Here is a 26003-nt window from a genome sequence, read left to right as displayed (position 1 = left end):
GGCCGTCGTGCTCCAGAAATGTTGCTGGTGCCGTCGCGCCGACGCTCGCGGTTTCATCGCAACATTCTCAGAGGAGGGGAGAGTTTTACCGTCAGGTGAGCTCGTAGACCGAGCAGACGCCGCTGTGGAAACGCAGTTTCGCGAACTGCCCAAGCGTCGGAGCCGCCGGATTCACGGAATTGTCCACCAAAAGCCATTTAACGCGGTATTTGCTGATGAGTTCCTTGACGTTCTCGGCGGACGGCTCCCGGAACACCGCGTCGTTCGCCGCCAGCCGGGCGGGATCGGCGAACGGGATGGCGACGTACGTCATCGTCGCCTGGTGAGCTCTCGACAGCGTGCTCGCCGCGTACGCCCAGCCCTCGACCAGTACGCGACGCTCGCTGTACCCCGACACCCAGAAGTGACGGCTGTCGCAGTGCTTCTTGAGCAGCGGACGGCAGTGCCCGTTGGTGGCCACCACGTCGTCGGGGGCGGAGTGGTCGCGCAGCCACCTGCCCGCCTCGACGGCCCCGGCGGGGACCGTCACGTCGAACACTCCAGGAGGGGCGAAAGGACTGGCCACCTTGGCCGCCGTCGACGGCACCAGGTAGCCCGTCACCAGCGCGAGCAGCACCAGGCCCACCGGCCTGCGCCACAGGGCGAGCAGCAGCCACACGACGGCCGCGACGAGGATCAGCACCAGGTACGGCTCGGCGACGTTCGGGAAGCGGTGGTGACGCACCGGGATGTCCGGCCCGAACGCCTTGGCGGCGAAGGCCAGCCCGGCCCCCGCGACCAGGGCGCAGACCGCGAGCGGCCACGAGTCCCGGCGCGCGGCGACCATGGCCGACGCACCGGCCACGGCCGCGATCGACAGGTAGGGCCGGGCCCCCTCCAGGAAGTAGAGCTGCCCGATCGCCGGATGGCCGAGCAGCAGCCACGCACCGATCCCCGCCGCTCCGATGCCGACCAGCAGCGACACAGCCGGATCCGCCACGACCGCCCACCGGCTCTCAGCCTGCGGCACTCCCGGGCCGACCGCCCCGGCTCGCCGGATGACCAGCCCCGACAGCCCGGCCCACACGCAGGCCAGGCAGAACAGGTAGATGGCCGTCATCCCGAGGACCGTCCGCAGCGGAGCCGCGGCCATCTCCGGCTCTGAGAGGTCCGCCGCCGCCCGCCACATCCGGCGCATGGTGTCGAGGGGGGCGATCGTCATCCCCTGCGCGTCACGCCCGAAGACGACGAACTGCGCGATCAGCAGGCACGCCCCCGTGATCGCCGCAGCGGTCACCGTCGGGCGGTGCAGGCGTCTGTCGACCAGCCAGCGGACGGCCAGCACGAGCGCCAGCCCGCCGAGAAGGAGGGGGAGGAACGTCGCCTTCGCCCCCGTCAGCGCCAGCAGCAGGATCGACAACGCCGCCCACTGCCTCTTGCCGTCCTGTCTGAGAGAGCCGAGGAGTAGCAGGGCCACCAGGGCGAACAGCAGCGTGCCGAAGTTCTGGGTCGGACTCAGCCAGGCGGTGAACAGCGACCTGGCCGTGAACAGCTCCACGCCCCCCTGATGCAGCTCGGGGGAGCTCACGAAGCAGGTGAAGCCGATCGCCGCCAGCCCCGTCCACCAGCGGCCGGTCAGCCGCACCGCGATCACCGACACCAGTACGGCCGTCGCCACCAGCATCGGCAGCGCCGACAGCCGGTAGAGCAGGGTCTGCGGCTCGATCCCGGTGACCCAGCTCGTCGCGGACATCTCGGCGTACACGAACCAGTGGTAGGCCAGCCGCTCGCCCAACACCACCGGAAGCGTGGGCGGGACGTGGTGCTTGACCTCGCCGAGCAGCGCGAGATGGTAGGGCATGTCCACGTAGGGCGCCGCGTTCCCCGGCCAGGTCAGCCCGTGGACGCGGTAGAAGACCAGCGCACTCCACGCCACCAGATATCCGACGACCGCCGACATCCCCCACGCCCACCACCCCGGCACCCGCCCACCCCGACCCGCGGCCCCCGGAGCGCCCCCGCCCTCCGACATCCGCACGTCCCCACCTCGCCAGTGGGCGCGCAGCCGGGGAACGGCCAGGAACGCGGTGATGGTGGCGGCGGGCCAGGCGAGCACCAGCAGCGGCATGCCGGCAGCCCGGGCCGGGATGTACACCAGCACCTCGACCGCGTACCCCAGGGCCAGCCCGGCCGCAAGGTCCGCGGGGAGCGACCCGCCTCCCCTGCTCAGCGCCCGCCACAGCAGCGTGCCCGGCAGCAGGACCCCGATCCCGATGTATCCGCCGAAAGCCGCCAGCTCGCCGGGCGAAACGCCGAACCCGTACAGAACGGCAACCGCTGCCACGGCCACCAGCGCGGCCGGCACCCACCCCGGGCTCGGCCTCCACCCCGATCGCCCAGCCGTCCGCACCGCCGCGGGCAGTGTGATGGTCACGTGTCCCCCAGATTCGATCTGCTCGGCGATCGCGCCGCCGGTTCTGTGGCGTGGTTCGTGGGCGGTGATCAGCTGGACACGGTCACCAGGCGGGTGAACTCGGCAGGCAGGTCCTCGCCGTCCCACACGCGGTGGAAGCTGAGGGCGGCCCCGAACGGGACCATGCGATCGATCCCCCGCCCGCCCAGCGCCCGCGCCAACCCCTCCAGCTCGGCCCGCTCGAACCCGAAGTGGGTCATCGTCTGATCCCGCCGTTCCACCAGCGAGACCAGGTCGCCCAGCGCGTCGAGCCGCGTGTGGGCGAACGTCCCGGCGCCGAGCCACCGTCTGGGGGCCGTCTCGGGCGTCGTCAGTTCGACGCTGGCCAGGGCGTTGCCGTGGAACCCGATGCCGCGCGCCACCCCGTCGGCGGCCAGCCCGTACGTGGCCACACGCTTCTCGACCGCCATCGCCGCGTCCACCGCCCAGCCGCGCCGGGCCACCGACTCCGCCAGGCAGGCGGTGAAGTCGGCGCGCGCCGCCGCGCAGTCGTCGGTCGATCCGACCCAGTACACGGTGCGCGGCGACGAGCAGGCCGCCTGGTCGAACCAGTACGCGTCGTTGGCGAACCCGTCGGCCGCCTCCACCCGGGCGGCCACCGGCGCGGCCAGCCAGGCCGGCGCCCGCACGACCGCGAACGAGGAACGATCGGGAAAGGTGAGGTCGCGTGCGTGCGGAGCGAGCGGATGCCGCCGGATCTCGGTGACCGCCCGGTCGCCACCCCAGATGACCCGCAGATCGCACGCCGACGACAGCGCGGCGGTGACGCGGTCGGACCGGTCGTAGGAGACGATCCGCTGCGTGCCGGCGACGACCGGGTCGGCGTCGGCGAGCGCGTCCTGGAGCGTGCCGAGCACCGCCTCGGCGACCGCCCCCGCCCGCGGTGACAGCCGCACCACGTTCCGGTTCCCCATCAGCGCGGACAGCGCCCACGAGTAGACGAACACGGTGTCGACGTTCGCCGGCGGGACGTGGAACACCAGCCCCCGCGGCACCCGCAGATGCTCGCCGCGCAGCCCGTCGAGCACCCGGGCCAGCTCGCTCGGCCTCAGGAAGAACCCGAGCGGCCCCAGCTCGGGGTGCCGCCGCTCCTTCAACAACCGCCGCCCGAACGCGACGAGAAAGCCCCGCACGCGCTCATCGCCGACGGCCAGGTTCTGGGAGGAGACCTGGCGAAGCACCGCATCCACGCAGACCGCGCCGGCGGCGGGCCACCGCACCTCCACGACCGCCTCACTCCCTCCGCGGGACGCACCGCCGCTCACCGCCGCCTCCTGCCACCATCGGCCTTCGCACGCGGCCCGCCGTGGGGGCCGAGCGCGGCGGCTTCTTTGGACGTGTCGCTGCAGCCTCGGGCCTCCGCTCTGGGCAGGCGGCCGAGCACCGAGAAGCGCTTGCCCGGCCAGCAGCCGTCGTCGACGCCGTGTACCACGCCGAGGTCCTCCGTCAGCAGCACGTGCCCCGGGTACGACGTGGGCAGCGTGCTCACCACCTCGATCACCCCCGGCACGCCGACCGGCGCCTCCTGCCACGTCTCCGGGTCGCGGATCACCACGTCGGCGAAGTCGGGGCAGTACAGCCCGCCCCCGTCGGGACCCTCCAGAAAGATCGTGCCGATCTGCTCGACCATCCCGTAGAAGTCGTGCACCCGGCTCAGCCCGCACTCCTGGGCCAGCTGTCCGCGGAACTCGGCGTTGCCGACCGCCTGCTCGGCCAGCTTCTTCCAGCCGCCCGAGTGGATCAGCACCCCCTGGGACAGGTCCAGCCCGAGCCGGCGCAGGTACGTCCAGATCATGAAGGTGAACCCGAAGATCAGGTACGGCTCGCGCCCGTGCCGCGCCAGGAACCCCCTGGCCGCCTCCGCGTCGAGTCGCCCGTGCTCGTCCAGGGCGAAGGTGTGGTCTCTGCCGAAGTTCATCATCCCGAGCACGCCGGCCCCCCGGGCGCTCAGCGTCGGGTCGCGCAGCACCGAGCGGCCGTCGACGATCAGCATGGGCAGCCGCCGCTCGCCCAGCACCGCTCTGAGCGTCGCGGCGAGCATGCGCGGCTGCGCGGCGGCCGCCGCCCGGTCGAGGTGGATCCGGCTGGGACGCTGCCCGGTGGTGCCGCTGGACGTCAGCACCCGGAACACCTGCTCCTCGGGAACGCTGCGCAGCTCGTGCGTCTTGAACATCCGCACCGGCAGCCACGGCAGCTCGGCCACCCACCGATAGCGCCCGGTCGCCCCGATCGCGTCGAGAATCCGCCGGTACGGCGGGCAGGCGGCCCGGTGGTGCTCGGTGAGCTCCACCAGCACGGGCAGCAGCGCCGCCTCCCTCGCGGCCTGGCCCAACGTGAAAACGCTCACGGGCGGGTCGGTCACGTCAGCGCCTCCAGAGCGCGGTAGTCGATCTTGCCGGTGGCCAGCAGGGGGAGTTCGTCGATGGCGCGCACGTCGAAGCCGCTCCAGTGGAGCCGGAGCTCCGCGCCCAGCCGGCGGGCGAGGCTCGTGCGGGACTCCGCGTCGAGGCTCTCGGCCCAGATCGTGACCCGGTCGTCGCCGCTGGTCGCCGCCACCGGGCCGCAGCCGCGGAGCAGGCGTTCGACGTCGTCGAGGTTGACGCGGACGCCGAAGACCTTGGCGATGCGCCGCACCCTGCCGGTCAGGTACAGAAAGCCGTCGCCGTCGAGGACGCCGAGGTCGCCGGTACGCAGGACGCCGCCCAGGTCATCGCCCCTGGCCAGGTCGGCGGCGGTCTCCGCGTAGCCCATCATCACGTTGGGGCCGTGGTAGACGACCTCGCCGTCGTCGATGGCGAGCCGCCCGCCGGGGATGGGCAGGCCGACCGAGTGGGGCCTTTCCGGCAGCCGTTCGGGCGGGAGGACCGTGATGCGGGCCGTCGCCTCGGTCTGGCCGTACATGAGGTAGAACCGTTCGGCCATGAGCGAGAACTCGGCGGCCACCTCGGGACGCAGCCGCCCGCCCGCCTGGGTCAGGGTGGTGAGGGAGGCGTGCTCGCGCGGGTCGAAGCGCAGCCTGCGCAGCATCTCGTACTGGTACGGCACGCCCGCCAGCGACGTGCAGCCGTGCTGGTCGAGCTGGTGCCAGAAGGGACGTTCGAGCAGCCCGGCCTCGGTCAGCACCACCGTCGCGCCCGCGGCGAGGTGGCTGTTGAGGACCGAAAGGCCGTAGCTGTAGTAGAGCGGCAGGCTGGTGGGGGCGACGTCGTGGGGGCCGATGGCGAGAGCGGCGGCGATCGACGTGGCGTTGGCGACGACGGCCTGCCGGGCCAGCCGCACCAGCTTGGGGTTGCCGGTGGAGCCGGAGGTGGCGAGCAACACCGCCAGATCGGGGTGCGGGTCGCCGCTGTCGCACCGGGGCGGTGGCCCGTCGGCGGCCTGGTCGAAGCCGAACAGCGCGACGGGCCTGAACCGGCTGACCAGATCGGTCAGCGCTCCGGCGGACAGCTCGGGATCGAGCAACGCGACGGGCCGCCGGCCGTGCCAGGCGGCGAGATAGCGCAGGACGGACGCCAGGTTGCTGCGCATCCCGCAGAACACCGGCCCAGGGGGCAGCTTCGCCATCTCCAGCGCCGCCACCTCGATCCGGCGGGCCAGCTCGTCGCCGGACAGCCCGCCTGACTCTCCGGCGACGACCAGCCGCGCTTCCGGGTGCGGGAAGCCCTCGGAGAAGGGGTTGAGAGGCGGTAGGGGGCGGTTCGCGCCGGGGGAAGAGGTGGGCCGCACGCGGCTGGTACCTCCTTCGCTCGTGGTGGGGAGGTCGGGACGGGTCATAGGACGAGGCCGCCGTCGACGCCGAGGACCTGACCGGTGATGAAGGCGGCGTCGGGTGACAGGAGGAAGGCGACGGGGGCGGCCACGTCGGCGGGGGTGCCGAGGCGGCCCAGCGGGGTCGCGGCGATCCTGGACGCGCGCCCCTCGGTGTCGAGGGTGCCCAGCATGTCGGTCTGGACGAAGCCGGGAGCCACCACGTTCACCCTGATGCCCGCGGGCCCCAGTTCCTTGGCGGACGCCAGGGCGAGGCCCAGGACGGCGGCCTTCGTGGCGGAGTAGACGGCCTGCCCGGGCCCGCCCCGGACACCCATGATCGAGGAGAGCAGCACGACGGCGGGCGCGACCCCCCTGCGCAGCAGCTTGACCCCCGTCTGCAGGGTGTGGACGGCGCCGAGCGCGTTGACCTGGAAGAGCTCGTGGACGGTGTCGCCGCGCACGAGCCCGAGCAGGCCCGCGGCGTGCACGCCGGCGTTCACCACCAGGGCGTCGAGCCGCCCGTGACGCCGGTGGATCTCGCGCATCATGGCCGACACGGCGGCGGGGTCGGCTACGTCGCCGTGGACGGCTCCGGTGCGGCCCCCGGTCGCCGTCTGCACCTCGGCCGCCGCCCTGGCCGCGCGCTCCTCGTCGCGCCCGTGGACGACGACGTGGTAGCCGGTCGCGGCCAGCCGTTCGGCGACGGCCCGGCCGATGCCCCGCGTCGAGCCGGTGACCAGCGCGACCCGGATGTCAGCTGGCGGTGCCGGCACCGTGCTTCTCCAGGAGTTCGGCGGCCTTGGCGAACGAGCTCATGTCGATCATCTCGTCGGTGTCGATCATGATGGCGAACTCGTCCTCCATCGCCGCGACCAGCGCCATGTGCGCGAGTGAGTCCCACTGCGGGATCGCGCGGTACTCCAGCCCGTCGACGTCGCTCTCGGACGGCAGGTTCAGCGAGGTGCGGAAGACGGCCCGAAGCCGGTCGAGGTGGCTCATGTTCCCTCACTCTCTGTCTTCTGGTCGCGACGTAGTGTAGCGACTCCGGGCGATCGCCTGAAACCAACCTCTGTCAGAGGTAATGGAACCGTATAAAGACCGGTGGCGGCGGTGTGGGGCTGGGAATGTCGCATGCGGTGACAGCTACAGGGGGAATGATGGACGAATCCAATCACTGGTACGGGCACTCCCGCATACTCAGTGGATACTGCGGACTTCCGGACGACACCCCCAAGCGAATTCAGGGCTTTCTGCAGCACGGCTGGAACTATTTGCATGGATTTCCCCCGAACGACCACTGGTGCAGCCCTGGATATCCCCGTTTCATCTGGTCTGACGTGCTACGACGCCGAGGGTGGTCGATGGGGCGAAGAGGGCACTATCTCATCGGCGCGCCCTGGATATACCTCCTTCACCAGGAGCCGGGTCTCGGCCGGATTCCGGAGGCGGAAAGGCGGGGTACGATCTGGTATCCGTTCCACGGCTGGGAAAAGTCCTCGGTCCACGGCGACCACGCCAAGCTGGCGGCCGAAATCCGGGAAGTGGAGCAGGGGCCGGTGACGGTATGTCTTTATTGGCTGGAATTCGCGAATCCCGCCATAAGACGGGCTTACCGGTCGGCGGGTTTCCGCGTCATCTGTCACGGCGAGCGCGGCTCGCGCTGGGACGGCAACGGCCGCGACTTCCTCCGCGGCCAGCTCACCGAGCTGCGGCGGCACCGGAGGGTGGCGTCCAACCGGCTTGGCAGCGCGCTGTTCTACGGCGCGTCCGTGGGCTGCGACATCGCCGTCTACGGCGATCCGATGCAGTACGAGGACGAGCGGCCCGAGTACGGCGGCACCGCGCGGCGGATGCGGCTCTGGCCCGAGCTGCACGGCGTGGAGGTTGACCGCGCCCAGGCGGCCGAGGTCGCGCGGCGCGAGCTGGGATTCGACTATCAGGCGACACCTGAGGAGCTAGTGCGCATGTTCGGCTGGAAGCGGGTGGGCGTCGCATGAGCGAGGCGCCCGAGAACGTCCGGTTGATCGGCGGCGAGATGCTGCTGTGGTCCGACGCGTCCTGCGCGACCGACTGGGGGGACGCGGCGTTGGAGCTGGTCAGACGGCTGCTCCCGGCGGGAGGCAGGGTGCTGCTCGCCGGGCCGCACCCCCCGGCCCTGGTGGACGAGGTGGCCGCCCACGCCGCCACCGTCGCCACGCTGCTGCGCTCCTACCCCGACGCGTGCGCGCTGGCCGAGCGGCTTCCCCGGCTGGAGGTGTACTGCGGCGACCTGGCGGCCTTCACCGCCGGTGCGGCGTACGACCTGGTCCTGGCGCTCGACGGCCTCCAGCGGACACACTCCGCGGAGGCGCCCGCGCCGTCCTGGCGGGGGGCGCTGGCCGTGCTGGCGGGGGCCGTGGCGCCCGGCGGGCGGCTGGTCCTCGCCGTCCGCAACGACCTGGGGGTCGACCGATTCGTCGAGGCGCGTCCTGGAGACCGGGAGGGCTCCGACGCGCAGTGGGCGCCGCACGGTTTCGACCCGACCTACCCCAACGGGGTCGGAGCCCTCGGTGGCGAGCTGGAGTCGGCGGGGCTGGCCGTGGAGTGGCGCTACTCGGCCTACCCGGGGCACGAGGCACCCCGTGCGCTGCTCGCGCGGGAGGCGCTCGACCTGCCGGAGGCGCTCATGGTCCCGCTGAGCGGGTGCGGCGGCGACCAGGTCCTGGTGGCCGACCCGCTGCATCTGACACGGCTGGCGTTCAGTCACGGCCTCGGCGAGGACCTGGCCCCGCTCTGGCTGACGGTGGCGTCCAGGCCACCCGCCGACGGGGCGCGCGGAGCCGGCGACGGGCAGAGGCTGCCGCTGGGGCTGGTCGAGGACGGCACGGTGGTCCGGGAGATCGCCCGTGCGGGCGAGGAGTGGGTCACGCGGCGGCTGCCCGACGGCGCGGCCCAGCCGGTCCCGGCGGGCAGGCTGGTCGAGGAGGTGCTGGTCGAGGCGTGCGTCCGCGAGGACGTCCGGGCCGTCCGCGAGCTGCTCGCCGGGGTGGCCGCGTGGGTCGAGGCGGGCGGCGACGTCACCGCCGCCGCCGACAGCCTGGTCTGGGACGGCGAGCGCTTCGAGGCCGTCACCCCCGGGCCCGCGCCGGCCGAGATCCCGTCCGAGCGGGCCGTGTTCTCCCGGATCGCCTGGCGCTTCGCGGTCCGCCTGCTGGCCGCCGGGCACCACCACCCGTGGCCGTGGCCGCAGGACCCCGTCCGGCTCGCACTGACGCTCTGCGACATGGCGGGCCGGCCCTGCGACCAGGCCGACCTCGACCGGGGGCGGAAGCTCGACGCCGAGCTGGGCCGTCCGGCCGAGCTGGGGCAGGCCGCGCCCACGTACCGCGACCTGATCGGCGCCCGCGAGCGCCTGGCCGACCAGCTCACCGCCGCCCTGGCCAGGGTCGCCCGCCTGGAGACCAGGCTGACCTACCGCGAGCGGGAGCTGACGAAGGCCAGGGCGAAGCTGAAGCGGGCCCGGCAGCGGGCCACCGCCTACCGCAGAACGCTCGGCTCCCAGCTCTCCCGCCGGCTCACCCGCCGCCTGGCCCGCCCACGGGCGGTCGCGCGCAAGGTCCTGCGGCGCCTGTCCGGCTGACGAAGAGGAGTTGACGTGCCGATCCTTTCGGTGATCGTCCCGTTCTACAACGTCGAGAAGTACATCGGCCCCTGCCTGGACTCGCTGGCCGCGCAGACCCTCCGCGACCTGGAGGTGATCTGCGTCGACGACGGCAGCACCGACGGCAGCCCGGCCGTGGTGGAGGCCAGGCTGGGCGGGCCGGTGCGCCTGGTCCGGCAGCCCAACCAGGGGGTGGGCCGGGCCCGCAACGTCGGGGTGCGGCACGCGAGCGGCCGCTACCTGGCCTTCGTCGACGGCGACGACAGGGTGCCGCCCGGCGCGTTCCAGCGGCTGGTGTCCTCGCTCGAGTCGACGGGGTCCGACCTGGCCTGCGGCAACGTCATGCGGCTGAGCCAGAACCAGCTCGTCCCGTCCTGGGCGCACAAGCGGGCGTTCGCCGAGCCGGCGCGGCGCACCCACATCACCCGCCACACGCTGCTGATCCGCGACCGGATGCTGTGGAACAAGGTCTACCGGCGCGCGTTCTGGGACCGGCTCGGGCTGAGCTTCCCCGAGCGCATGTACGAGGACCAGCCGGTCGCCATGGCCGCACACGTCGGCGCCCAGTCGGTGGACGTGCTGAAACAGATCGTCTACCACTGGCGGCAGCGCGACGAGGAGGGCGCCTCGATCACCCAGCGCTGCCTGGAGCCCGACAACCTGCGCGACCGCCTGCTGTCGGTGATGGAGACGGCCCATCTGCTCGACGCCTGGGCGCCGAGCCTCAAGCCGCACTTCGACCGCGACACGCTCGACATCGACATGACCGTCGCGGCCGAGGCGCTGGCCGGCATGGGCCCCGAGGCCGACCCCGGCCTGGTGGACCTCGCCGTCCGCTTCCTCGACGGCGTCTCCCAGGCCGACTGGCTGAGCATCCCGTTCGCGCAGCGCGTGCAGATGCACCTGCTGCGCGAGCGCCGCCTGGCCGAGCTGGCGGAGGTCTTCGCGGAGCAGCGCGACGGCCGCCTGCGGCCGCGCGTCAGCCGCGCCGGCCTGCTGCGCAGGCGCTGGCACGGCGTGCATCCCGCGATTCCGCGACGCCTGTCGGAGGTGTCGGAGGAGCTGGAGCTGGAGCCCCGGCTGACCGGGCTCAGCTGGCGCGACGGCCTCCTCACCGGCGCCGGGCGGGTGGCGCTGGGCTCCTTCGACGCGACGGAGCTGGGCAGGGCCCGCATCGACGTCCGGCTGCAGGAGCACGGCACCGGGCGGGCCATCGCGCTGTCGTCGCAGGACGCGGAGCCCACCTGGGACAGTGCCCCGCGTGATGACGGCCCCCCGACACCCGAGCACGGTTTCGCCTTCTCCTTCACCTTCGACCCCGCCGTGCTGACGTCCGCCCAGCTCTCCCGCCAGCGCCTGTGGGATCTGCGCGTCCGGTTGCGCGCCCCCCGGCTGGACCTGGACGCCCGGGTGGGCGGGCCGCGCTGGCAGGGGCCGGTCGCGCCCGCGCCGGAACGCCACGAGGGCGTGTGGCTGCTGCCGGTGCGCAGCGACAAGGGGCGGTGGGGGCTGCGCCTGCGCCGCTCCGACGCGGTGCTCGACGAGTGCCGCGTCGAGGGCGGCGAGCTGCGCTTCTCCGGACGGCTACGCGACCTGGGCGACGGCGAGCCGACGGTCAGACTGGTACGCGGCAGCGACGGCGAGGAGATGTACTTCCCGGTGACGCTCACCGGGCGCGACTTCCACGCCGGCATCCCGCTCGACGACGTCGAGCAGGCCGTCGGCCGGGAATCCTGCTGGGCCGTCCTCATCGACCAGGGCAGGCCGCTCAGGCCGGTCGTGCGCGGCGAGGCGCGGCCGGAGGCGACCGTCGGAGAGCGGCGTTTCCTCGTCGACAGGGCCGCCGACGGCTGCCTCATGCTGGTGGAGTGGCCGGCTATCGCAGAATCGTGGTCAGCCGCTCCACGACGTCGTGCTGCTGGTCGTCGGTGAGGTCGGGGAAGAGCGGCAGCGACAGCTGCTCGGCGTAGTACGCCTCGGCCTCTGGGCAGAGCCCGCGGCGGTACCCGAGATCCTGAAAGACCGGATGCCAGTAGGCCGGGAGGTAGTTGACCTGTACCCCGATGCCCGCCGCCCGCATCCGGTCGTAGACCTCGCGCCTGCGTCCGTCGCGGACCCTGACCGGATACAGGTGCCAGCTCGGCTCGGTGTACGGGCGCCGCGTGGGCAGCGTGAGGCCGGGAACGCCGGCCAGCAGGGTGTTGTACCTGGCCACCAGCTCGGCCCTCCTGGCGCGGAACCGGCCGAGGCGGCGGAGCTGGCTGACGCCGAGCGCGCACAGCACGTCGGGGAGCCGGTAGTTCAGCCCGAACTCGTGCACCTCCTGGTGCCAGCCGCCGTGCCCGGGGTCGCGCTGCTCGGCCGGGTCTCTGACCAGGCCGTGGTTGCGGAAGCGGGCCGCCCGCGCGAACCGGGCCGGGTCGGCGGCGGCGACCGCGCCGCCCTCGGCGGTGGTGACGGTCTTCGTCGGGAAGAACGAGAACGTGGTGAGGTCGGCCAGCAGCCCGACCGGCCGGTTGCGGTAGGCCGAGCCGATGGCGTGGGCCGCGTCGGCGATCAGCAGCGCACCCGCCCGGTCGGTGATCGCGCGCAGCTCGTCGTAGTCGGCGGGGTGGCCCGCGTAGTCGACCGCGGTGACCGCCCTGGTGCGGCCGGTGACCAGCGACTCGACCGCCTTGGGGTCGATGTTGCCGGTGTCGGGCTGTACGTCGGCGAACAGCACCCGGGCGCCGCGCAGCGCGGCGGTGGCGGCGGTGGCCACGAAGGTCAGCGGCGTGGTGACCACCTCGTCGCCGGGCCCGACCTCGGCGGCCACGTACGCGACGTGCAGCGCGGCGGTGCCGGAGGTGACCGCCACGCAGGGCACGCCGCCGCACCAGCGTGACAGCTCGGCCTCGAACGCCTCGACCGCGGGCCCGGTGGTCAGCCAGTCGCCGCGCAGCACCTCGGCCACCGCCTCGATGTCGGCCTCGCTGATCGACTGCCGCCCGTAGGGGAGCATCAGGCCGTCACCATCCCGCGCAGGTCGTCGACCGACAGCCAGCGGTCGTTGGTGTCGGAGCGGTAGGCGAAGCCGTCGGGCAGCAGCTCGCCACCCTGTGGCGGCACGTAGCCCCAGGTGGCGATCGTCGGCGTGACCACGTAGCGGTCGTGCAGGCGCAGCGCGCGGCGGCCGTCGTCGGGGCCGATCATCTCCTCGTGCAGCTTCTCGCCGGGCCTGATGCCGATCTCGTAGATGGGGCTGTGCGGCGCGAGGGCCTCGGCCAGGTCGGTGATGCGCATGCTGGGAATGCGCGGCACGTACAGCTCGCCGCCCTGCATCAGGTCGAAGGAGTCGACGACGAACTTGACGGCCTGGTCGAGCGTGATCCAGAAGCGGGTCATCCGCTTGTCGGTGATCGGCACGCTGCCGCCCTCCTCGGCGAGCCGCAGGAAGAGGGGCACCACCGAGCCCCGGCTGCCGACCACGTTGCCGTAGCGCACCACGGCGAAGCGGGTCTCGTGGCCGGCGGCGTAGTGGTTGGCCGAGACGAACAGCTTGTCGGCGACCAGCTTGGTGGCGCCGTACAGGTTGACGGGGCTGGACGCCTTGTCGGTGGACAGCGCCACGACCTTGCGGACCCCGCAGTCGATGGCGGCCTCCACCACGTTCTGCGACCCGCCCACGTTGGTGCGGACGTACTCGAAGGGGTTGTACTCGGCCGTGTCGACCTGCTTGAGCGCCGCGGCGTGGACGACGTACTCGATGCCGTGCATGGCGCGGGCCAGCCGGTCGCGGTCGCGGACGTCGCCGATGAACCAGCGCAGCCGCTCGTCGGCGCCGAAGAGCTGGCGGGCCTCGTACTGTTTCAGCTCGTCTCGGGAGAAGACGACGAGTCTGCGGACGCCGAGCGAGGCGAGCGCGTGGCGGATGAACGCCTTGCCGAACGACCCTGTGCCTCCGGTGATCAGGATTGACGATCCACTGAGAATGCTCACGCGGCCCCCCGCAATCGCGCTGTGGTTGTCCAAGCAGGGCGGTAGCATAGCGCGACCGCTCGGTCACGTACGGTCACAGGGGAGAATGGGGCTTCGGTGCGTATTGTCGGAATTATTCAGGCGCGCATGGGGTCCACACGCCTGCCTGGCAAGGTCCTGCGCCAGCTCGGGGGCCGTTCCGTGCTGGCCTGGGTGGTGCGGGCCGTGCGCCAGGCGGGCGCGGTCGACGACCTGGTGGTGGCGACCACCACGCTGGCCGCCGACGACGCCGTCGCGGCCGAGTGCCGCAAGCTGGAGACGCCCTGCCACCGCGGCCCCGTCGACGACGTGCTCACCCGCTTCATGCAGGCGCTCGGCGGGCATTCCGGCGACGCGGTGATGCGGTTCACCGCCGACTGCCCGCTCCTCGACCCGGCAGTGATCCGCGAAGCCGCGCTGGTCTACCGGGCGGTGCCCGGCCTCGACTACCTGAGCACCGGCCTGGCGCGCACGCTGCCGCGCGGCCTCGACGTCGAGATCGTCGGCCTGCCGGCCCTGCGGAGGGCCGACCGCGAGGCCACCGCCTACCACCGCACCCACGTGACCTCCTACGTCTACTCGCATCCGGGGGAGTCGCGGCTGCTCGGCCTCGCCTATGCTCCCGCGGCGGCCGACCTGCGGGTCACGCTCGACACCGAGGACGACTGGCGGCTCGTCTCCAGCGTCGTCGCGGGCCTCGGCGACCGCTGCGTCCCCGCGCGCACCCTGGTGGAGTGGCTGCGGGCCAGGCCGGAGATTCGCGGGCTGAACGCGCACGTCGAGCAGAAAGCGCTGCAGGAAGCGTGACCGGCCCCAGCGGTGAACGCCCCTCCGGCGGCCTGGCCCGCGTGGTCGGCGGGGGCGGGTCCCGCGCGGGGCGCGACAGCGGGGGAGCGGTCCGCCGGGTGGGCATCCGGTGCGACGCGGGCGTCAAGAGCGGCGTCGGGCATCTCATCCGGTGTGTCGCGCTGGCCGAGGAGCTGCTCGGGCGCGGCGTCGAGGTGCTCTTCCTCGGCGACGTGGCCGGGTCGGCGTGGGCGCGCACCCAACTGCTCGCTCGGGGGCTGCCGCTGGTGCCCGCGCCGGGGTCGCCCGAGGGGCTGGCCTGGCTGGTCGGCGAGCTCCGCCTGGACGCGGTCGTGCTCGACTCGTACGAGCTGTCACCGGGCACGGGGGCGGCGGTCATGGAGACCGGCGCGGCCGTCCTGGCGATCATCGACGGCGACCCGCTCGGGCAGGAGGCCGATCTCTACCTCGACCAGAACCTGGGCGCGGAGCGGCGTCCCTTTCCCCGGTCGGCGCGGCGGCTGGCGGGGGCCCGCTACGTGCTGCTGCGCGACAGCGTCCGCGAGCGCCGCCGGTCGGTCAGGGCCGGCAGGGCCGTGCCGCGCGTGCTCTGCTTCTTCGGCGGCACCGACAGCGCCGGCGTCGCCCCCGCCTGGTCGGAGGCGTTGCGGGCGACGGGCCTGCCGTTCCAGGCCACCGTGGTCAGCCCGGCGTCGTTCGCCGTCGACGGTCCCTTCACGGTCATCCCGCCCACCGACCGCCTGCCGGAGCTGATGGCCGAGGCCGACCTGGTGGTCACGGCCGCGGGCTCGGCCATCTGGGAGCTGCTCTACCTCGGTGTGCCGACCGCGCTGAGCTGGGTCGCCGACAACCAGCTCATCGGCTACCAGGAGCTGGTGCGCGGCGGTATCGCCGCCGGCCTGGGCCGCGCGGCCGACGGGGCGGCGGTGGCGGTGCTCGCCCGCCTGCTCGCCGACCCCGGCCTGCGCGAGCGGTACGGCAGGCGCGCCGGCGGCCTCGTCGACGGCCGAGGCCGCGAACGCGTCGCCGACGCCATGCTCGCGCTCAGCTGACCGCACCGGCCGCCGACGCCCTGCTCGCACGCGGGTGGCCGCGGCCGCCATCAGATGAGGTCCCAGGTCAGCGGGGTGCCGAGAGAGGCGTCCCGGGTGAAGCGGCGGCCCATCACCTGCGCGACGGCGGCAGGCGGCAGCCCACCGGCGGGCCGGATGGAGCGCACGTTCTCGGCCGTCACCGGCTCGCCGGCGCGGACGTCCCGCACCACGTACAGCGAGCGGCGGAAGCGCAGCCCCTCCTTCTCGGAGGCGCGCGGCCCGATCGCCGGGCTGCCCAGCGACTGCCAGGCCCGCCCGCTCTCCACGACGAGCGTGGCCAGCTCGTCGGGCTCCAGCGAGAACGCCGCGTCGACGCCGCCGTCGGCCCTCGACAGCGTGACGTGCTTCTCGATCAGGCAGGCGCCGAGCGCCACGGCCGCCAGCGCGGCTCCGAGCCCCGGCGTGTGGTCGGAGACGCCGACCGCCGCGCCGGTGAGCCCGGCCAGCAGGGGCAGCGAGCGCAGGTTGCTCTCGGCGGGAGAGGCCGGGTAGGAGGCCGTGCACGACAACACCGCGAGCTGCGCGCAGCCGGCGTCGCGGGCGGTCTCGACGGCGGCGTGGATCTCGGCGATCGACGCCATCCCGGTGGAGATGATCAGCGGCTTGCGGGTGGCGGCGGCGAGCCTGATCAGCGGCAGATCGACGATCTCCGAGGACGCGATCTTGTAGGCGGGTGTGTCCAGCTTCTCCAGCAGCTCGATCGCCGTCGGGTCGAACGGTGAGGAGAACGGGGCGAGCCCGCGCGTGCGCGCCCTGGCGAAGATCGGCTCGTGCCACTCCCACGGCGTGTGCGCGCGCTCGTAGAGCCGGTAGAGGTTCTCGCCGCCCCACAGCTCGTGCTGCTCTCCGATGCGGAAGGCGGGCCCGTCGGCGTCGATGGTGATCGTGTCGGCGCGGTAGGTCTGCAGCTTCAGCGCGTGCGCGCCGCTGTCGGCCACCGCGTCGACGATGGCCAGCGCCCTGTCGAGACTGCCGCCATGGTTGCCCGACATCTCGGCGACGACGAACGGCGGCGAGCCGGGGCCTACCGGCCGTCCTGCGATGGAGATCATGCCTGGTCCTTCCTGGTGAGCTGGATCGTGACGACCTCGCGACGGACGCCCTCGACCGCCTGCCGGCGGCGTCCGACCTCGACGAACCCGAACCTGTGGTGCAGCCTCATGACCGCCTCGTTGTCGGCGAGCACCTCGCCGCGCAGTGTGGTCAGGCCCAGCGGGCCGAACGCGTGGCCGATGGCCTCCCGCTCCAGCCCGAACCAGGCCGCCAGCAGCTTCTCCGACAGCCCGTCGATGTCCAGGTAGAAGCCCCAGTAGCCGGAGCCTGAGTCGAGCCCGAAGAAGGTCACCACGCCCGCGGCGGTGTCGTCGTGGTGGTAGACCAGAACGCGCGTGGTGGGGTCGTCGCACATGGCCGCCCACCAGCGCTCGTGCTCGGACTCGCCGATCTCGTGGGTGGTGAGGCTGGCCGCCCGCACCTGCGGATGGTTGCGCCAGCGCCGCATGGTGGCCAGATCGCGTTCTTCTGCGTCTCTCAGCACCGCTCTCCTACCTTCCGTGCTCGGTCTGCTACAGACCGTAGCGGATCGTGGGGGCGGTAAAGAGCTCATCAGGACCGCTGCTCGGGGCCCGTGACCAGGGCATCCTGCCCTCAACACATCCCCGCATCCAAGGAGCGTCTCGGCATGGTGCCTATGCTCAGCGTCGTTGTGCCGATCTACAACGTGGAGCCGTACATCACCGAGTGCCTGAAGTCGCTGGCCACGCAGACGCTGGAGGACCTCGAGGTGATCATGGTCGACGACGGGTCGACCGACGGGAGCAGGGAGCTGGCGGAGAGCTTCGCCGCCCTCGACTCCCGCTTCACCCTGATCTGCCAGCCCAACCAGGGGCCAGGGCCCGCCCGCAACGCGGGGCTGCGCCTCGCCAAGGGCGTCTACCTGGCCTTCGCCGACGCCGACGACGTGGTGCCGTCCGAGGCCTACGAGCTGCTGGTGGGCTCGCTGGAGCAGACCGGCTCCGACCTCGCGTGCGGTGGCGTCCGGCGTATCAGGGACGGCGAGCTGGAAGAGTCCTCGCTGCACGAGAAGCCGTTCAGGCGGACCCGTCCAGGCACTCACATCCTGCGTAAGCCGTCGCTGACCAGGGACCGCACGGTCTGGAACAAGGTCTACCGGATGGACTTCTGGCACCGGCACGGGCTGGCGTTCCCCTCGGGGATCTACGAGGACGTCCCGGTCGCCATGCGGGCGCACGTCCTGGCGGACAGCGTGGACGTCCTCGCCGACGTGGTCTACCACTGGCGCAGGCGCGACGACGACGAGGGCGCGACCTCGATCACCCAGCACCGGGCCGAGCTGGACAACCTGCGGGAGCGACTGGCGGCCATCCGCGCCGTCAGGGACTTCCTGAGCGAACAGGCGCCGGACCTCATCGAGACCTTCGACGGGCTGATCCTGGAGAAGGACATCGTCTTCCTCTTCCAGGCGATTGAGGCGGCGAAGGAGACCAGATCGCTGGTCGAGCTCGGGCGGGAGTTGCTGGAGATGCTCAGCCCCGCCGTGCTCGCCTCGGTGTCGTCGCTGCGCAGGCTGGAACTGCACCTGCTCGAACGCGGCATGGTCCCGCAGTTGCGCCGCGTGCGCAGGTTCAGGCGCGAGTCGGTCAACGGCACCAAGATCGTTCCGCGCGGCCTGCGGACCGTCAACTGGTACGGCGACTACCCCTACTTCCGCAGCAGGAGGCGGCTGCGCATCCCCGACTCGGTCTATGACGCCAGCGCCGAGCTCAAGCTGCTGGCCAAGGTCGAGGAGTGCACGTGGACGGGCAGCGAGTTCCGGATCCGCGCCGAGGTGGCCCTGCACCGGGTCACCCGCAGGCCGGACTCGGTGCACCTGTGGCTGAGCGACGGCCGCCGCAAGGTGCCGCTGGAGGTGCGGCGTGCCGGCCGCTACGGCGTGGTCGCCGCAGTCGATCCGCGGCGGCTGAAGGGCGGCGGGCCGAACTGGCGGCTGAACGTCCGCGCCGAGACCAAGGGCCTGGTGATCAAGAACGTCTTCACGGACGGCGAGGGCTCGCGCACCTGGCGGCTGTCGGTTCCGGGATGGTCAAGAAGCGGCATGGACATGCCCCAATAGTTCCAGAGAGTAACCGGCCAACGGCGGGGCGTGGCCATGCTGGGATCCATGAGGACCTATTCGCTTCAGGACGTCTACGCGACACGCAAGCGGAGAGACTCCTGGTGGACCGTGTACTTCGTGGATCCGGTCGCCTGTAGGGCCGCTCTGCTGGTGGCCAACCGGACCCGGATCACACCCAACGCGTTGACGGTGTTCTCGCTGGTCCTCGGCATGGTGTCGGCCGTCTGCTTCGCCATGAACAGGCTGCCGGCCGGCGCGGCGATGTTCTATCTGAGCTTCATGATCGACTGCGTGGACGGCAAGATCGCCAGACTCAAGGGCACGGGGACTCCCTTCGGTCTCTGGCTCGACTACGTGGGCGACAGGGTCAGGGTGGTGTGCTGCGCCGCGGGCCTGGCCTATGGGCAGTTCGCGATCACGGGCGACCTGGCGTACATCCTGCTGGGCGCGGCGGTGGCCGTGCTCGACCTGTTCAGGTACGTCAACGCGCCGCAGATGAAGCGGGTCCGCGAAGTGATCAGGGAGGCGCAGCTCGAAGCCCGGATCGGGACGGGACTCGACGCGGTGCCACCTCCGGTGGCCGAGCGCACGGTCCCGGCGGCGCCCAAGCCGCGCAGCTTCTTCAGGCGGCTCAACCGGCTCATGGCCCGTCACCGGGTCCGCTCCCACGTGATCAGCGGGATCGAGTTCCATGCGGCGGTCTTCGTGATCGCGCCCCTCGTCGGCGTCGCGGCGCTGATCCCGGTCTCGGCGGTCGCCAGCGTCCTGCTTCTCGTCAACGAGATCGTCCTGGTTCACCGCTTGTGGGTCTTCACGCGCAAGCACGGCGTGCCCTCCTCCCAAGAGAGCCGAGAGCACGTTCTCGTCTAAGTTTTCGGGGGTTAGAAAATGTCCGACAGGCCAGTGTTCGTCGTCGGCTGTCCGCGCTCCGGCACCACGATGCTCCAGCTCATGCTCCACTCGCACCCGCGCCTGGCGGTGACGCCTGAGACGCGCTTCCTGGTGCCCGTCTACTACGGCCGCCGCGAGTACGGGGACCTGCGCGATCCCGAGCGCCGCCGGACGCTGGCGGAATGGATCTCGGGCGACCGCACCACCAAGTTCCGCGAGCTCAAGATCGAGGCGAGCGACTACATCGAGCAGGTCGTGGACGGCCCCGGCTCGCTGGGCTCGGTCATCGGCACCGCGTTCCGCATGTACGCCGACCGCTTCGGCAAGGCTCGCTGGGGTGACAAGCGGCCCAGCTACGTCAAGCAGGTCGACATGCTGCTCAGGCTCTTCCCCGACGCCCAGTTCGTGCACCTGATCAGGGACGGCCGTGACTGCGTCTCCTCGCTGAAGGAGATGCCGTGGTACACGCTGAACTCCTACCACGCGATCTCCACCTGGGCCGAGGCCATCGACGCGGGCAACAAGCTCAGGCGGACGCTGCCCGAGGACACCTACTACGAGCTGCGCTACGAGGAGCTCACCGACGACCCGGAGACCGAGCTGAAGAAGCTCTGCCACTTCCTGGAGGAGGACTTCGACCCGGCGATGGTCTCCCCGCGCGAGGCCGCCAGCGACGCCGTCCCGCTGCACAAGGTCTGGCACAGCAACACCCACGGCGACGTCACCCGCGCGAGGGTGGGCAGCTGGGCCAACCGGCTGGAGAGCTGGGAGATCTCGGTCTGCGAGGCCGCGCTCGGCGAGCGCCTGCGGGCCAACGGCTACGAGCTCAGCGGTGCTCCGGCGCCGTCCAAGGTGCACATGGCGAAGCTGCAGCGGACGATGCAGAAGCGGCGTGCCAGCCGCAAGCGCAAGAACATGCGCGACAGGCTCAACCGGCTGCGCGAGCCGGGGCCGGTGGCCGCGCTGCTCACCTCGGAGCAGCGGGCGCTGGCGGGCATCCCGCAGCAGCGCGTCGAGTCGCCGGAGCTGGCCGGCCGCGCCTAGACGTACGGGGTGAGGGCCTTCGGGTGTGGTTCGGCACCGAACCCGAAGGGCCATCTCCTGGCTCTTAACTGGACTGCGGTCCGATTGTTTGGCATGTCGAAGCCATCGGACTGCGGTCCGGTTAATCAAGCGCAGGACGGCTAAGCTGTGCAAATGGCGCGTTACGGAGCACAGTACGGTCCGGACTTCACCTTCCTCGGTGTCCCCAGCTGCGATCTGACCGACCCCGCGTCCTATGCGGACGCCGACATCGTGATCGTCGGTGCCCCGTTCGACGGCGGCACCTCGCACCGGCCGGGAACCCGGTTCGGGCCGCAGGCCATCCGATCGACGGACTACCTGGGGCACGACGGTTCGAGACCCAGCCTGGCGCTGCGCACCGACGGCCTGAAGGACCTCAAGGTGTACGACGCCGGCGACGTCGAGATGTTCTCCGGGGACGTGGTGAAGTCCCTCGCCAGCCTCCGGGCCGAGGTCGCCAAGGTGGTCGAAGCCGGGGCGATCCCGGTGATCCTCGGCGGTGACCACGCGATCACCTTCGCGGACGCCTCCGGCGTGGCGAGCGTCCTCGGCCACGGCCGGATCTCGATGATCCACTTCGACGCGCACGCGGACACCGGCGACATCGAGTTCGGCTCGCTGTGGGGTCACGGGCAGCCGATGCGCCGGTTGATCGAGTCCGGCGCGCTGCGCGGTGACAGATTCCTGCAGGTCGGCCTGCGTGGCTACTGGCCAGGGCCGGACGTCCTGAAGTGGATGGCCGAGCAGCGCATGCGCTCCTACGAGATGACCGAGATCGTCGAGCGCGGCCTGACCGAATGCCTGACCGAAGCGTTCACCATCGCCACCGACGACTGCGACGGCGTGTTCCTCTCGGTCGACATCGACGTCTGCGACCCCGGCCACGCCCCCGGCACAGGCACGCCCGAGCCGGGCGGGCTGACGGCCCGCCAGCTGCTCGACGCCGTCCGCCGGATCTGCCTGGAGCTGCCGGTGGTGGGCGTGGACGTGGTCGAGGTCAGCCCGCCGTACGACCACTCGGACATCACCGCCGCCCTGGCGAACCGCGTGGTGCTGGAAGCGCTGTCGGCGATCGCCCGCAAACGCCGCGACGAACGGGACGGCACAACCTGGGACCCCCGGCAGCCGCTGCTGGACGGCCGTTGACCGCGGAACGCTAACGCGCCAGGTGGGCGAAGAGCAGTTCCCAGCGGTCCAGGACGTGGTCGAGGCGGAAGCCCTCGGCCCGGGCCCGAGCGGCGCCGCCCAGGCGCCGCCGCTCCCGCGGGGAGGCGATGAGCCGGGCCAGTGCCCGGCCGAACGCGTCCACGTCCCCGGGCGGGACGAGCACCGGAGCCGCCGAGCGGACCCCGCCCGACACGTCGAACGCCACCGCCGGCACGCCGTGGGCGGCCGCTTCGAGCAGCACGACGGGCAGCCCTTCGTGCTCGCTGGTCAGCCCCACGATCGAGGCGTCCAGGTAGGCGGCGGGCAGCTCGGCGGCGGGCAGCCGGCCTCTGAAGGCGACCCGGCCGGCGACGCCTTCGCGGGCGGCGTGCGCTCGCAGCCGCTCCAGCTCCGCGCCGTCACCGATCAGGTGCAGCTCCCAGGGCTCGGGCGGGGCGGCCCTGGCGAAGGCGCTGATCAGCCGGTCGAACCGCTTGACCCCCTCCAGCCGTCCCACGCCGAGGACGCGCGGCGCCGTGAGCGGCGACACCTGGCCGGGCCAGCCCGACAGCGGGTTCGGCATCGTCCAGGCGTTGGGCAGCAGCGCGTGCTCGGAGAAGCGCCACGCGTCGTCGTCGCTGAGGAAGACGGCCTGGTCGAGGCCGGGGTAGTGCCGGGCGATGGAGGCGAGGTGCCAGGAGCCGCGGGCGTGCTCGAACGAGCCGTGGTACTGGCCGATCCGCAGCAGCGCGCCGGGCAGCAGCCCGGCGACCCTGGCCACCACACCCGGCGAGGTGAGGACGGCGTAACCCGGCGGGAGCGACGCGAGCAGCGCGGCCAGGCGGCGGTCGGCGCGCCAGCGGGCCAGCCGTCCCTGCGGTCCCACCGGGTCGCGGCTGATCACGTGGTGCAGGTAGCGGGGGGCCTCGACGTAGCGGAACGGCGCGGCGGCCCGGTGCAGCCCGACCACGTGGACCTCGTGCCCGCGCCCGGCCAGGCCCTGCGCCAGGGTGTGTGTCACCTGCTGGACGCCCCCGAGGGTGTCGGCGTCCATGCAGGCGAACAGCACGCTCACCGAGCGCTCTCCGCGAAGAACTCGTCCACGACGCGGGCCGCCGCGTCGCCGTGCTCGTCCGCGCACCACATCTCGCGGAAGGCGGCGTACCGGCGGGCGTAGGACGCGTGCACGGCGGGCAGCAGGCGCAGGGTGTCGATCAGCTCCCAGGTGGTGGTCAGGCAGGGGCCGGGGGCGATCGACGGCAGGTCGTGGTAGACGCCGCGCTCGGCCAGGCGGTACTCCTCCCAGTCGTCCACGTAGAACAGCATCGGCTTGCCGGTCAGCGCGTAGTCGCACATCACGGACGAGTAGTCGGTGAGCAGCGCGTCGGAGGCCAGCATGAGCTCGTTGATCTCGGGGTAGGTGGCGGCGGGCCTGACGAAGTGCCGCAGGTGCTGGGGGATCGTGAACCGCTCCACCGGGTGCGTGCGCAGGACCAGCACCCACTCGCCGGCCAGTTCCTCGGCCATCAGCTCCAGGTCCACCCGCACCGACTGGCCGCTGCTCTTGGCCCGGTCCCGGTAGGTGGGCGCGTAGAGCAGGATCTTCCGCCCCGGCGGGATCTCCAGCCGTTCCAGCACGCTTCCCACATCCAGCCCGTGCACCAGCCCCCGCACCAGGACGTCGCAGCGCGGCGTGCCGTAGCGGAAGATCCGGCCCGTGTAGCCGTTCGACGGCAGGAAGACGCGGGTGAACTCCTCGCTCGGCGCGACCAGCGCGTCCCAGCGGGCCACCGCCGCGCGCCACTGCTCGCGCGGCCTGTCGAAGTCGGCGCGCAGGTCGGGCGCGTCGAAGCCGACGGACTTGATGCCCTGCCCGTGCCAGGTCTGCAGGTAGCGGGTGCCGGGCGGCTTCGGGTAGTCGAGCGGGAAGCCGTGGCTGTCGACCCAGATGCCCGCGCGGGCCATCGTCCAGACGTAACGCCAGGAGCCCCTGCGAACCAGGCGGGCGTCGGCGGGGAAGTTCCTGCGGCCGCGCGCCACCGACCACACCACCTCGACGGGCAGGCCGCGCCGCCGCATCTCCTCGTAGATGGCCCGCGGACTGCCGGTGTAGCCCTTGCCGACGTCCGCCTCGAACAGGGCCAGGTCGCGGCGCGGGGGCAGCACCCTGATGAGCGCCTTGTAGCAGCGCAGCTTCATCGCCGGAGTGCTGAACCTCCGCAGCAGCCTGCGCCTGACCGCGCGCAGGATCGACCGCCGGCACAGGCGCGCCCGCACCCGCAGGAACGCCGCCTTGCCCTCGGCCTTCACCATGACGCCCGGCAACTCGATCGGGAGCAGGTTCGGGTCCACCAGCAGCCGGTCGGTGGTGGTGTGCCCGTCGGACGCCCTGGTGAAGCCGATGCAGGGGTCCCCCGGGGCCGTCGGCGTGAAGGTGATCTCGCTGACGTACCCGCCGTCGCCCGACGCCTCCGGCCTGATCGGGACGCGCTCGTCGCCGTGCTGCAGGAAGGCGGTCCAGTCGATGGGCAGCGCCCCGAACGGGTCGTAGGTGCGCACGGTCATCCTGACCTGCCTGCCGTCGGAGGCGATCCGCGTCACCTCGTGCCGCAGGCGGGTCGCGGTGTAGGGCAGCTCGGCCATCCGCAGCCTGGTGATGTCCGTGCCGGAGGTGACCGTGGTGCCCCAGTACGTCCGCCCGTCACGCTGGACGGCGGCGCGCGGCGGGGCGTACGGCTCCGTCAGCGAGGTGGCGGCCACCCGCAGGTCGTCGATCCGGTCGTCCAGGATGAGCCGGCAGCAGACCCGGATCATCGGCTCGACCCGCGCGAACACCTCCGACGCCGTCCGCTCCAGGTACGGCCTGACCGTCGCGGCGAACTCCCGTGTCCACTCCCGGTCGCGGGAGGGCAGCGGGTTGAGGTAGACCCGCAGGTCCTGCTGGAGGAAGCGGTACTGGCGCGCGGGCACCAGGTCGGCCGCGCCGTGCGCGCGCAGCAGGGCGTCGCTCCTCCTGGCCGCCTCCACCCGGTGCCGGACGTTCCTCATCTCGCCGATGCTGAGCGAGATGGACGTCGAGCCGCGCGCCCGGTGCCAGAGGTAGACGCCCCACGGCACGACCGCGAACCGGTGCGAGACGGCGTACAGCTCGCTGGCGAAGACGTGGTCCTCGTAGTGGATGTCCTCGGGGAAGCGCAGCGCCCTGTCACGCAGGAAGCGCGTGTCGTAGAGCTTGTTGGTGCTGAAGGAGTCGAGGAACAGGTCGGGCTCCTCCCTGATGCCGCCCACCACCCGCCGCCGGGCGAACAGCGACGGGTAGTAGTGGTTCTGCCGCCCGCTCCACTCGTACAGGCGGGAGATCTGGCCTGAGACGAACTCCGCGCCGGTCCGCTCGATCTCGGCGACCAGGCTCTTGCAGGTGTGCCTGGGCAGCTCGTCGTCGCTGTCGAGGAACATCACGTACGGCGAGGACACCGTGTCGAGCCCGTCGTTCCTCGGCGCACCGCAGCCGCCGCTGTTGGACTGCCTGCGCAGGTAGCGCACGCGGGGGTCGTCCCTGACCAGCTCGGCGGCCACCTGGTCGGTCCCGTCGGTGCTCGCGTCGTCGACGATGACGACTTCCAGGCCGTGCAGCGTCTGGTCGAGCACGGAGCGCACGGCCCTCGGCAGACGGGCCGCGTCGTTGTAGGTGATCACGACAACGGTGCAGTCCGGCATGCGTAGGGCATTCCCCCAGTTCAGGGGGGTGTGTCCGTACTTGGGGGTGTTTTTGCTGGAAAATCAGCGTATAAGCCGTCGAATCAGCCAGCCGAGCAGCAGCAGCCCGGCCAGCGCCGCCGCGACCGGGGCCAGCCGCTTCAGCAGCGGCGCACCCGCGACCTCCAGCAGGTCCAAGGCCTCCTCGTCGGGCGTCAGCGAGGTGCGCAGCGTGCCCGCGGGCCGCACGTCCTCCGAAGGCACCGCGGTCAGGTGCCGCTCCTCGGACGCCACCTCCGACGCCGCCGCGGGCACGGGCTCCGCCACCGG

The 26003-nt window shown here is 72.2% G+C and carries 21 protein-coding genes and 1 pseudogene; 9 read left to right on the top strand and 13 right to left on the bottom strand.

All coding sequences use genetic code 11. The features are described 5' to 3' along the window. Positions 1 to 91 precede the first annotated feature (91 nt). The 6 genes from ABZ297_RS20515 to ABZ297_RS20490 all read right to left on the bottom strand — a co-directional run bounded on the left by ABZ297_RS20515 (position 92) and on the right by ABZ297_RS20490 (position 7201). A complete protein-coding gene (locus ABZ297_RS20515; RefSeq protein WP_355348207.1) occupies positions 92 to 2323 on the bottom strand; it encodes a hypothetical protein in 2232 nt (743 codons plus the stop codon). A 158-nt stretch (positions 2324 to 2481) separates the two neighbouring features. Then, positions 2482 to 3717 carry an acyl-CoA reductase gene (locus tag ABZ297_RS20510; protein ID WP_355348204.1) on the bottom strand — a complete coding sequence of 412 codons (1236 nt, stop codon included), beginning with the start codon at positions 3715 to 3717 and terminating at the stop codon, positions 2482 to 2484. Next, positions 3714 to 4814: an acyl-protein synthetase gene (locus ABZ297_RS20505; protein ID WP_355348201.1), complete on the bottom strand. Its 1101-nt coding sequence runs from the start codon at positions 4812 to 4814 to the stop codon at positions 3714 to 3716. Before ABZ297_RS20505 ends, ABZ297_RS20510 begins: the two co-directional genes overlap by 4 nt. Then, on the bottom strand, positions 4811 to 6178 hold the full coding sequence (locus ABZ297_RS20500) for an AMP-binding protein (protein ID WP_355348198.1): 1368 nt from the start codon (positions 6176 to 6178) through the stop codon (positions 4811 to 4813). The genes ABZ297_RS20505 and ABZ297_RS20500 overlap by 4 nt, the downstream gene beginning before the upstream one ends. Positions 6179 to 6222: 44 nt before the next feature. Continuing rightward, entirely contained in the window at positions 6223 to 6975 is a 753-nt protein-coding gene (locus ABZ297_RS20495; protein ID WP_355348195.1) for an SDR family oxidoreductase, read from the bottom strand. After that, entirely contained in the window at positions 6956 to 7201 is a 246-nt protein-coding gene (locus ABZ297_RS20490) for an acyl carrier protein (protein ID WP_350803825.1), read from the bottom strand. The genes ABZ297_RS20495 and ABZ297_RS20490 overlap by 20 nt, the downstream gene beginning before the upstream one ends. A gap of 155 nt (positions 7202 to 7356) precedes the next feature. On the opposite strand from ABZ297_RS20490, the gene ABZ297_RS20485 reads away from it, so the two are divergent. From ABZ297_RS20485 to ABZ297_RS20475, 3 genes are read left to right on the top strand one after another with little or no spacing between them, the layout of a single operon-like run. Next, complete coding sequence (locus tag ABZ297_RS20485) at positions 7357 to 8199, top strand: hypothetical protein (RefSeq protein ID WP_355348192.1); 843 nt, start codon at positions 7357 to 7359, stop codon at positions 8197 to 8199. Beyond that, entirely contained in the window at positions 8196 to 9821 is a 1626-nt protein-coding gene (locus ABZ297_RS20480; RefSeq protein ID WP_355348189.1) for a hypothetical protein, read from the top strand. Before ABZ297_RS20485 ends, ABZ297_RS20480 begins: the two co-directional genes overlap by 4 nt. 15 nt (positions 9822 to 9836) lie before the next feature. Further along, positions 9837 to 11774, top strand: coding sequence for a glycosyltransferase family 2 protein (locus ABZ297_RS20475; protein ID WP_355348186.1), 1938 nt, complete (start codon positions 9837 to 9839; stop codon positions 11772 to 11774). Here the strand turns inward: ABZ297_RS20475 and ABZ297_RS20470 are convergent. Together ABZ297_RS20470 and pseB are read right to left on the bottom strand one after the other, a co-directional pair. After that, positions 11719 to 12843 carry an aminotransferase class V-fold PLP-dependent enzyme gene (locus ABZ297_RS20470; RefSeq protein WP_355348184.1) on the bottom strand — a complete coding sequence of 375 codons (1125 nt, stop codon included), beginning with the start codon at positions 12841 to 12843 and terminating at the stop codon, positions 11719 to 11721. The two genes, ABZ297_RS20475 and ABZ297_RS20470, sit on opposite strands and share 56 nt — an antisense overlap. Beyond that, on the bottom strand, positions 12843 to 13820 hold the full coding sequence (gene pseB, locus ABZ297_RS20465; RefSeq protein WP_355348181.1) for a UDP-N-acetylglucosamine 4,6-dehydratase (inverting): 978 nt from the start codon (positions 13818 to 13820) through the stop codon (positions 12843 to 12845). Before pseB ends, ABZ297_RS20470 begins: the two co-directional genes overlap by 1 nt. A 96-nt stretch (positions 13821 to 13916) precedes the next feature. Between pseB and ABZ297_RS20460 the strand changes: the two genes are divergently transcribed. Together ABZ297_RS20460 and ABZ297_RS20455 are read left to right on the top strand one after the other, a co-directional pair. Further along, entirely contained in the window at positions 13917 to 14645 is a 729-nt protein-coding gene (locus ABZ297_RS20460) for a glycosyltransferase family protein (RefSeq protein WP_355348178.1), read from the top strand. Further along, a complete protein-coding gene (locus ABZ297_RS20455; RefSeq protein ID WP_355348175.1) occupies positions 14642 to 15697 on the top strand; it encodes a hypothetical protein in 1056 nt (351 codons plus the stop codon). Before ABZ297_RS20460 ends, ABZ297_RS20455 begins: the two co-directional genes overlap by 4 nt. A 50-nt stretch (positions 15698 to 15747) precedes the next feature. Here ABZ297_RS20455 and pseI read toward each other — a convergent pair whose 3' ends face one another. Next, positions 15748 to 16791, bottom strand: coding sequence for a pseudaminic acid synthase (gene pseI, locus ABZ297_RS20450; protein ID WP_355348173.1), 1044 nt, complete (start codon positions 16789 to 16791; stop codon positions 15748 to 15750). Then, the gene (locus tag ABZ297_RS20445; protein ID WP_355348170.1) at positions 16788 to 17276 is read right to left on the bottom strand and encodes a GNAT family N-acetyltransferase; all 489 of its coding nucleotides are present in this window, start codon (positions 17274 to 17276) and stop codon (positions 16788 to 16790) included. Before ABZ297_RS20445 ends, pseI begins: the two co-directional genes overlap by 4 nt. A 144-nt stretch (positions 17277 to 17420) precedes the next feature. Between ABZ297_RS20445 and ABZ297_RS20440 the strand changes: the two genes are divergently transcribed. The 4 genes from ABZ297_RS20440 to speB all read left to right on the top strand — a co-directional run bounded on the left by ABZ297_RS20440 (position 17421) and on the right by speB (position 21977). Next, positions 17421 to 18872, top strand: a complete 1452-nt coding sequence (locus ABZ297_RS20440; RefSeq protein WP_355348167.1) for a glycosyltransferase — start codon at positions 17421 to 17423, stop codon at positions 18870 to 18872. 48 nt (positions 18873 to 18920) lie between these two features. After that, the gene (locus ABZ297_RS20435; protein WP_355348164.1) at positions 18921 to 19745 is read left to right on the top strand and encodes a CDP-alcohol phosphatidyltransferase family protein; all 825 of its coding nucleotides are present in this window, start codon (positions 18921 to 18923) and stop codon (positions 19743 to 19745) included. 18 nt (positions 19746 to 19763) lie between these two features. Continuing rightward, the gene (locus ABZ297_RS20430) at positions 19764 to 20810 is read left to right on the top strand and encodes a sulfotransferase (protein WP_355348161.1); all 1047 of its coding nucleotides are present in this window, start codon (positions 19764 to 19766) and stop codon (positions 20808 to 20810) included. Between the two features lie 153 nt (positions 20811 to 20963). Next, positions 20964 to 21977, top strand: coding sequence for an agmatinase (gene speB / locus ABZ297_RS20425; RefSeq protein WP_355348158.1), 1014 nt, complete (start codon positions 20964 to 20966; stop codon positions 21975 to 21977). A 10-nt stretch (positions 21978 to 21987) separates the two neighbouring features. Here speB and ABZ297_RS20420 read toward each other — a convergent pair whose 3' ends face one another. The 3 genes and pseudogenes from ABZ297_RS20420 to ABZ297_RS20410 all read right to left on the bottom strand — a co-directional run. Further along, positions 21988 to 23052 carry a glycosyltransferase gene (locus ABZ297_RS20420; protein WP_355348155.1) on the bottom strand — a complete coding sequence of 355 codons (1065 nt, stop codon included), beginning with the start codon at positions 23050 to 23052 and terminating at the stop codon, positions 21988 to 21990. After that, the gene (locus tag ABZ297_RS20415; protein ID WP_355348152.1) at positions 23049 to 25694 is read right to left on the bottom strand and encodes a CDP-glycerol glycerophosphotransferase family protein; all 2646 of its coding nucleotides are present in this window, start codon (positions 25692 to 25694) and stop codon (positions 23049 to 23051) included. The genes ABZ297_RS20420 and ABZ297_RS20415 overlap by 4 nt, the downstream gene beginning before the upstream one ends. Before the next feature lie 63 nt (positions 25695 to 25757). After that, a pseudogene (locus tag ABZ297_RS20410) lies at positions 25758 to 26003 on the bottom strand (carbon monoxide dehydrogenase); the annotation flags it as partial.

Source organism: Nonomuraea sp. NPDC005983, from assembly GCF_040614375.1.
In the GTDB taxonomy this organism is placed as follows: domain Bacteria; phylum Actinomycetota; class Actinomycetes; order Streptosporangiales; family Streptosporangiaceae; genus Nonomuraea.
Note: the sequence above shows the minus strand (reverse complement) of the source record. Positions and strands in the feature narration are given on the sequence as shown.

Bases quoted from the DNA above. Each gene is read 5' to 3' on its own strand.
- pseI (WP_355348173.1), bottom strand. From the start codon at position 16,791: ATGATCTCCATCGCAGGACGGCCGGTAGGCCCCGGCTCGCCGCCGTTC.
- ABZ297_RS20435 (WP_355348164.1), top strand. From the start codon at position 18,921: ATGAGGACCTATTCGCTTCAGGACGTCTACGCGACACGCAAGCGGAGA.
- ABZ297_RS20485 (WP_355348192.1), top strand. From the start codon at position 7,357: ATGATGGACGAATCCAATCACTGGTACGGGCACTCCCGCATACTCAGT.
- ABZ297_RS20430 (WP_355348161.1), top strand. From the start codon at position 19,764: ATGTCCGACAGGCCAGTGTTCGTCGTCGGCTGTCCGCGCTCCGGCACC.
- speB (WP_355348158.1), top strand. From the start codon at position 20,964: ATGGCGCGTTACGGAGCACAGTACGGTCCGGACTTCACCTTCCTCGGT.
- ABZ297_RS20470 (WP_355348184.1), bottom strand. From the start codon at position 12,843: ATGCTCCCCTACGGGCGGCAGTCGATCAGCGAGGCCGACATCGAGGCG.
- ABZ297_RS20415 (WP_355348152.1), bottom strand. From the start codon at position 25,694: ATGCCGGACTGCACCGTTGTCGTGATCACCTACAACGACGCGGCCCGT.
- ABZ297_RS20440 (WP_355348167.1), top strand. From the start codon at position 17,421: ATGGTGCCTATGCTCAGCGTCGTTGTGCCGATCTACAACGTGGAGCCG.
- ABZ297_RS20480 (WP_355348189.1), top strand. From the start codon at position 8,196: ATGAGCGAGGCGCCCGAGAACGTCCGGTTGATCGGCGGCGAGATGCTG.
- ABZ297_RS20490 (WP_350803825.1), bottom strand. From the start codon at position 7,201: ATGAGCCACCTCGACCGGCTTCGGGCCGTCTTCCGCACCTCGCTGAAC.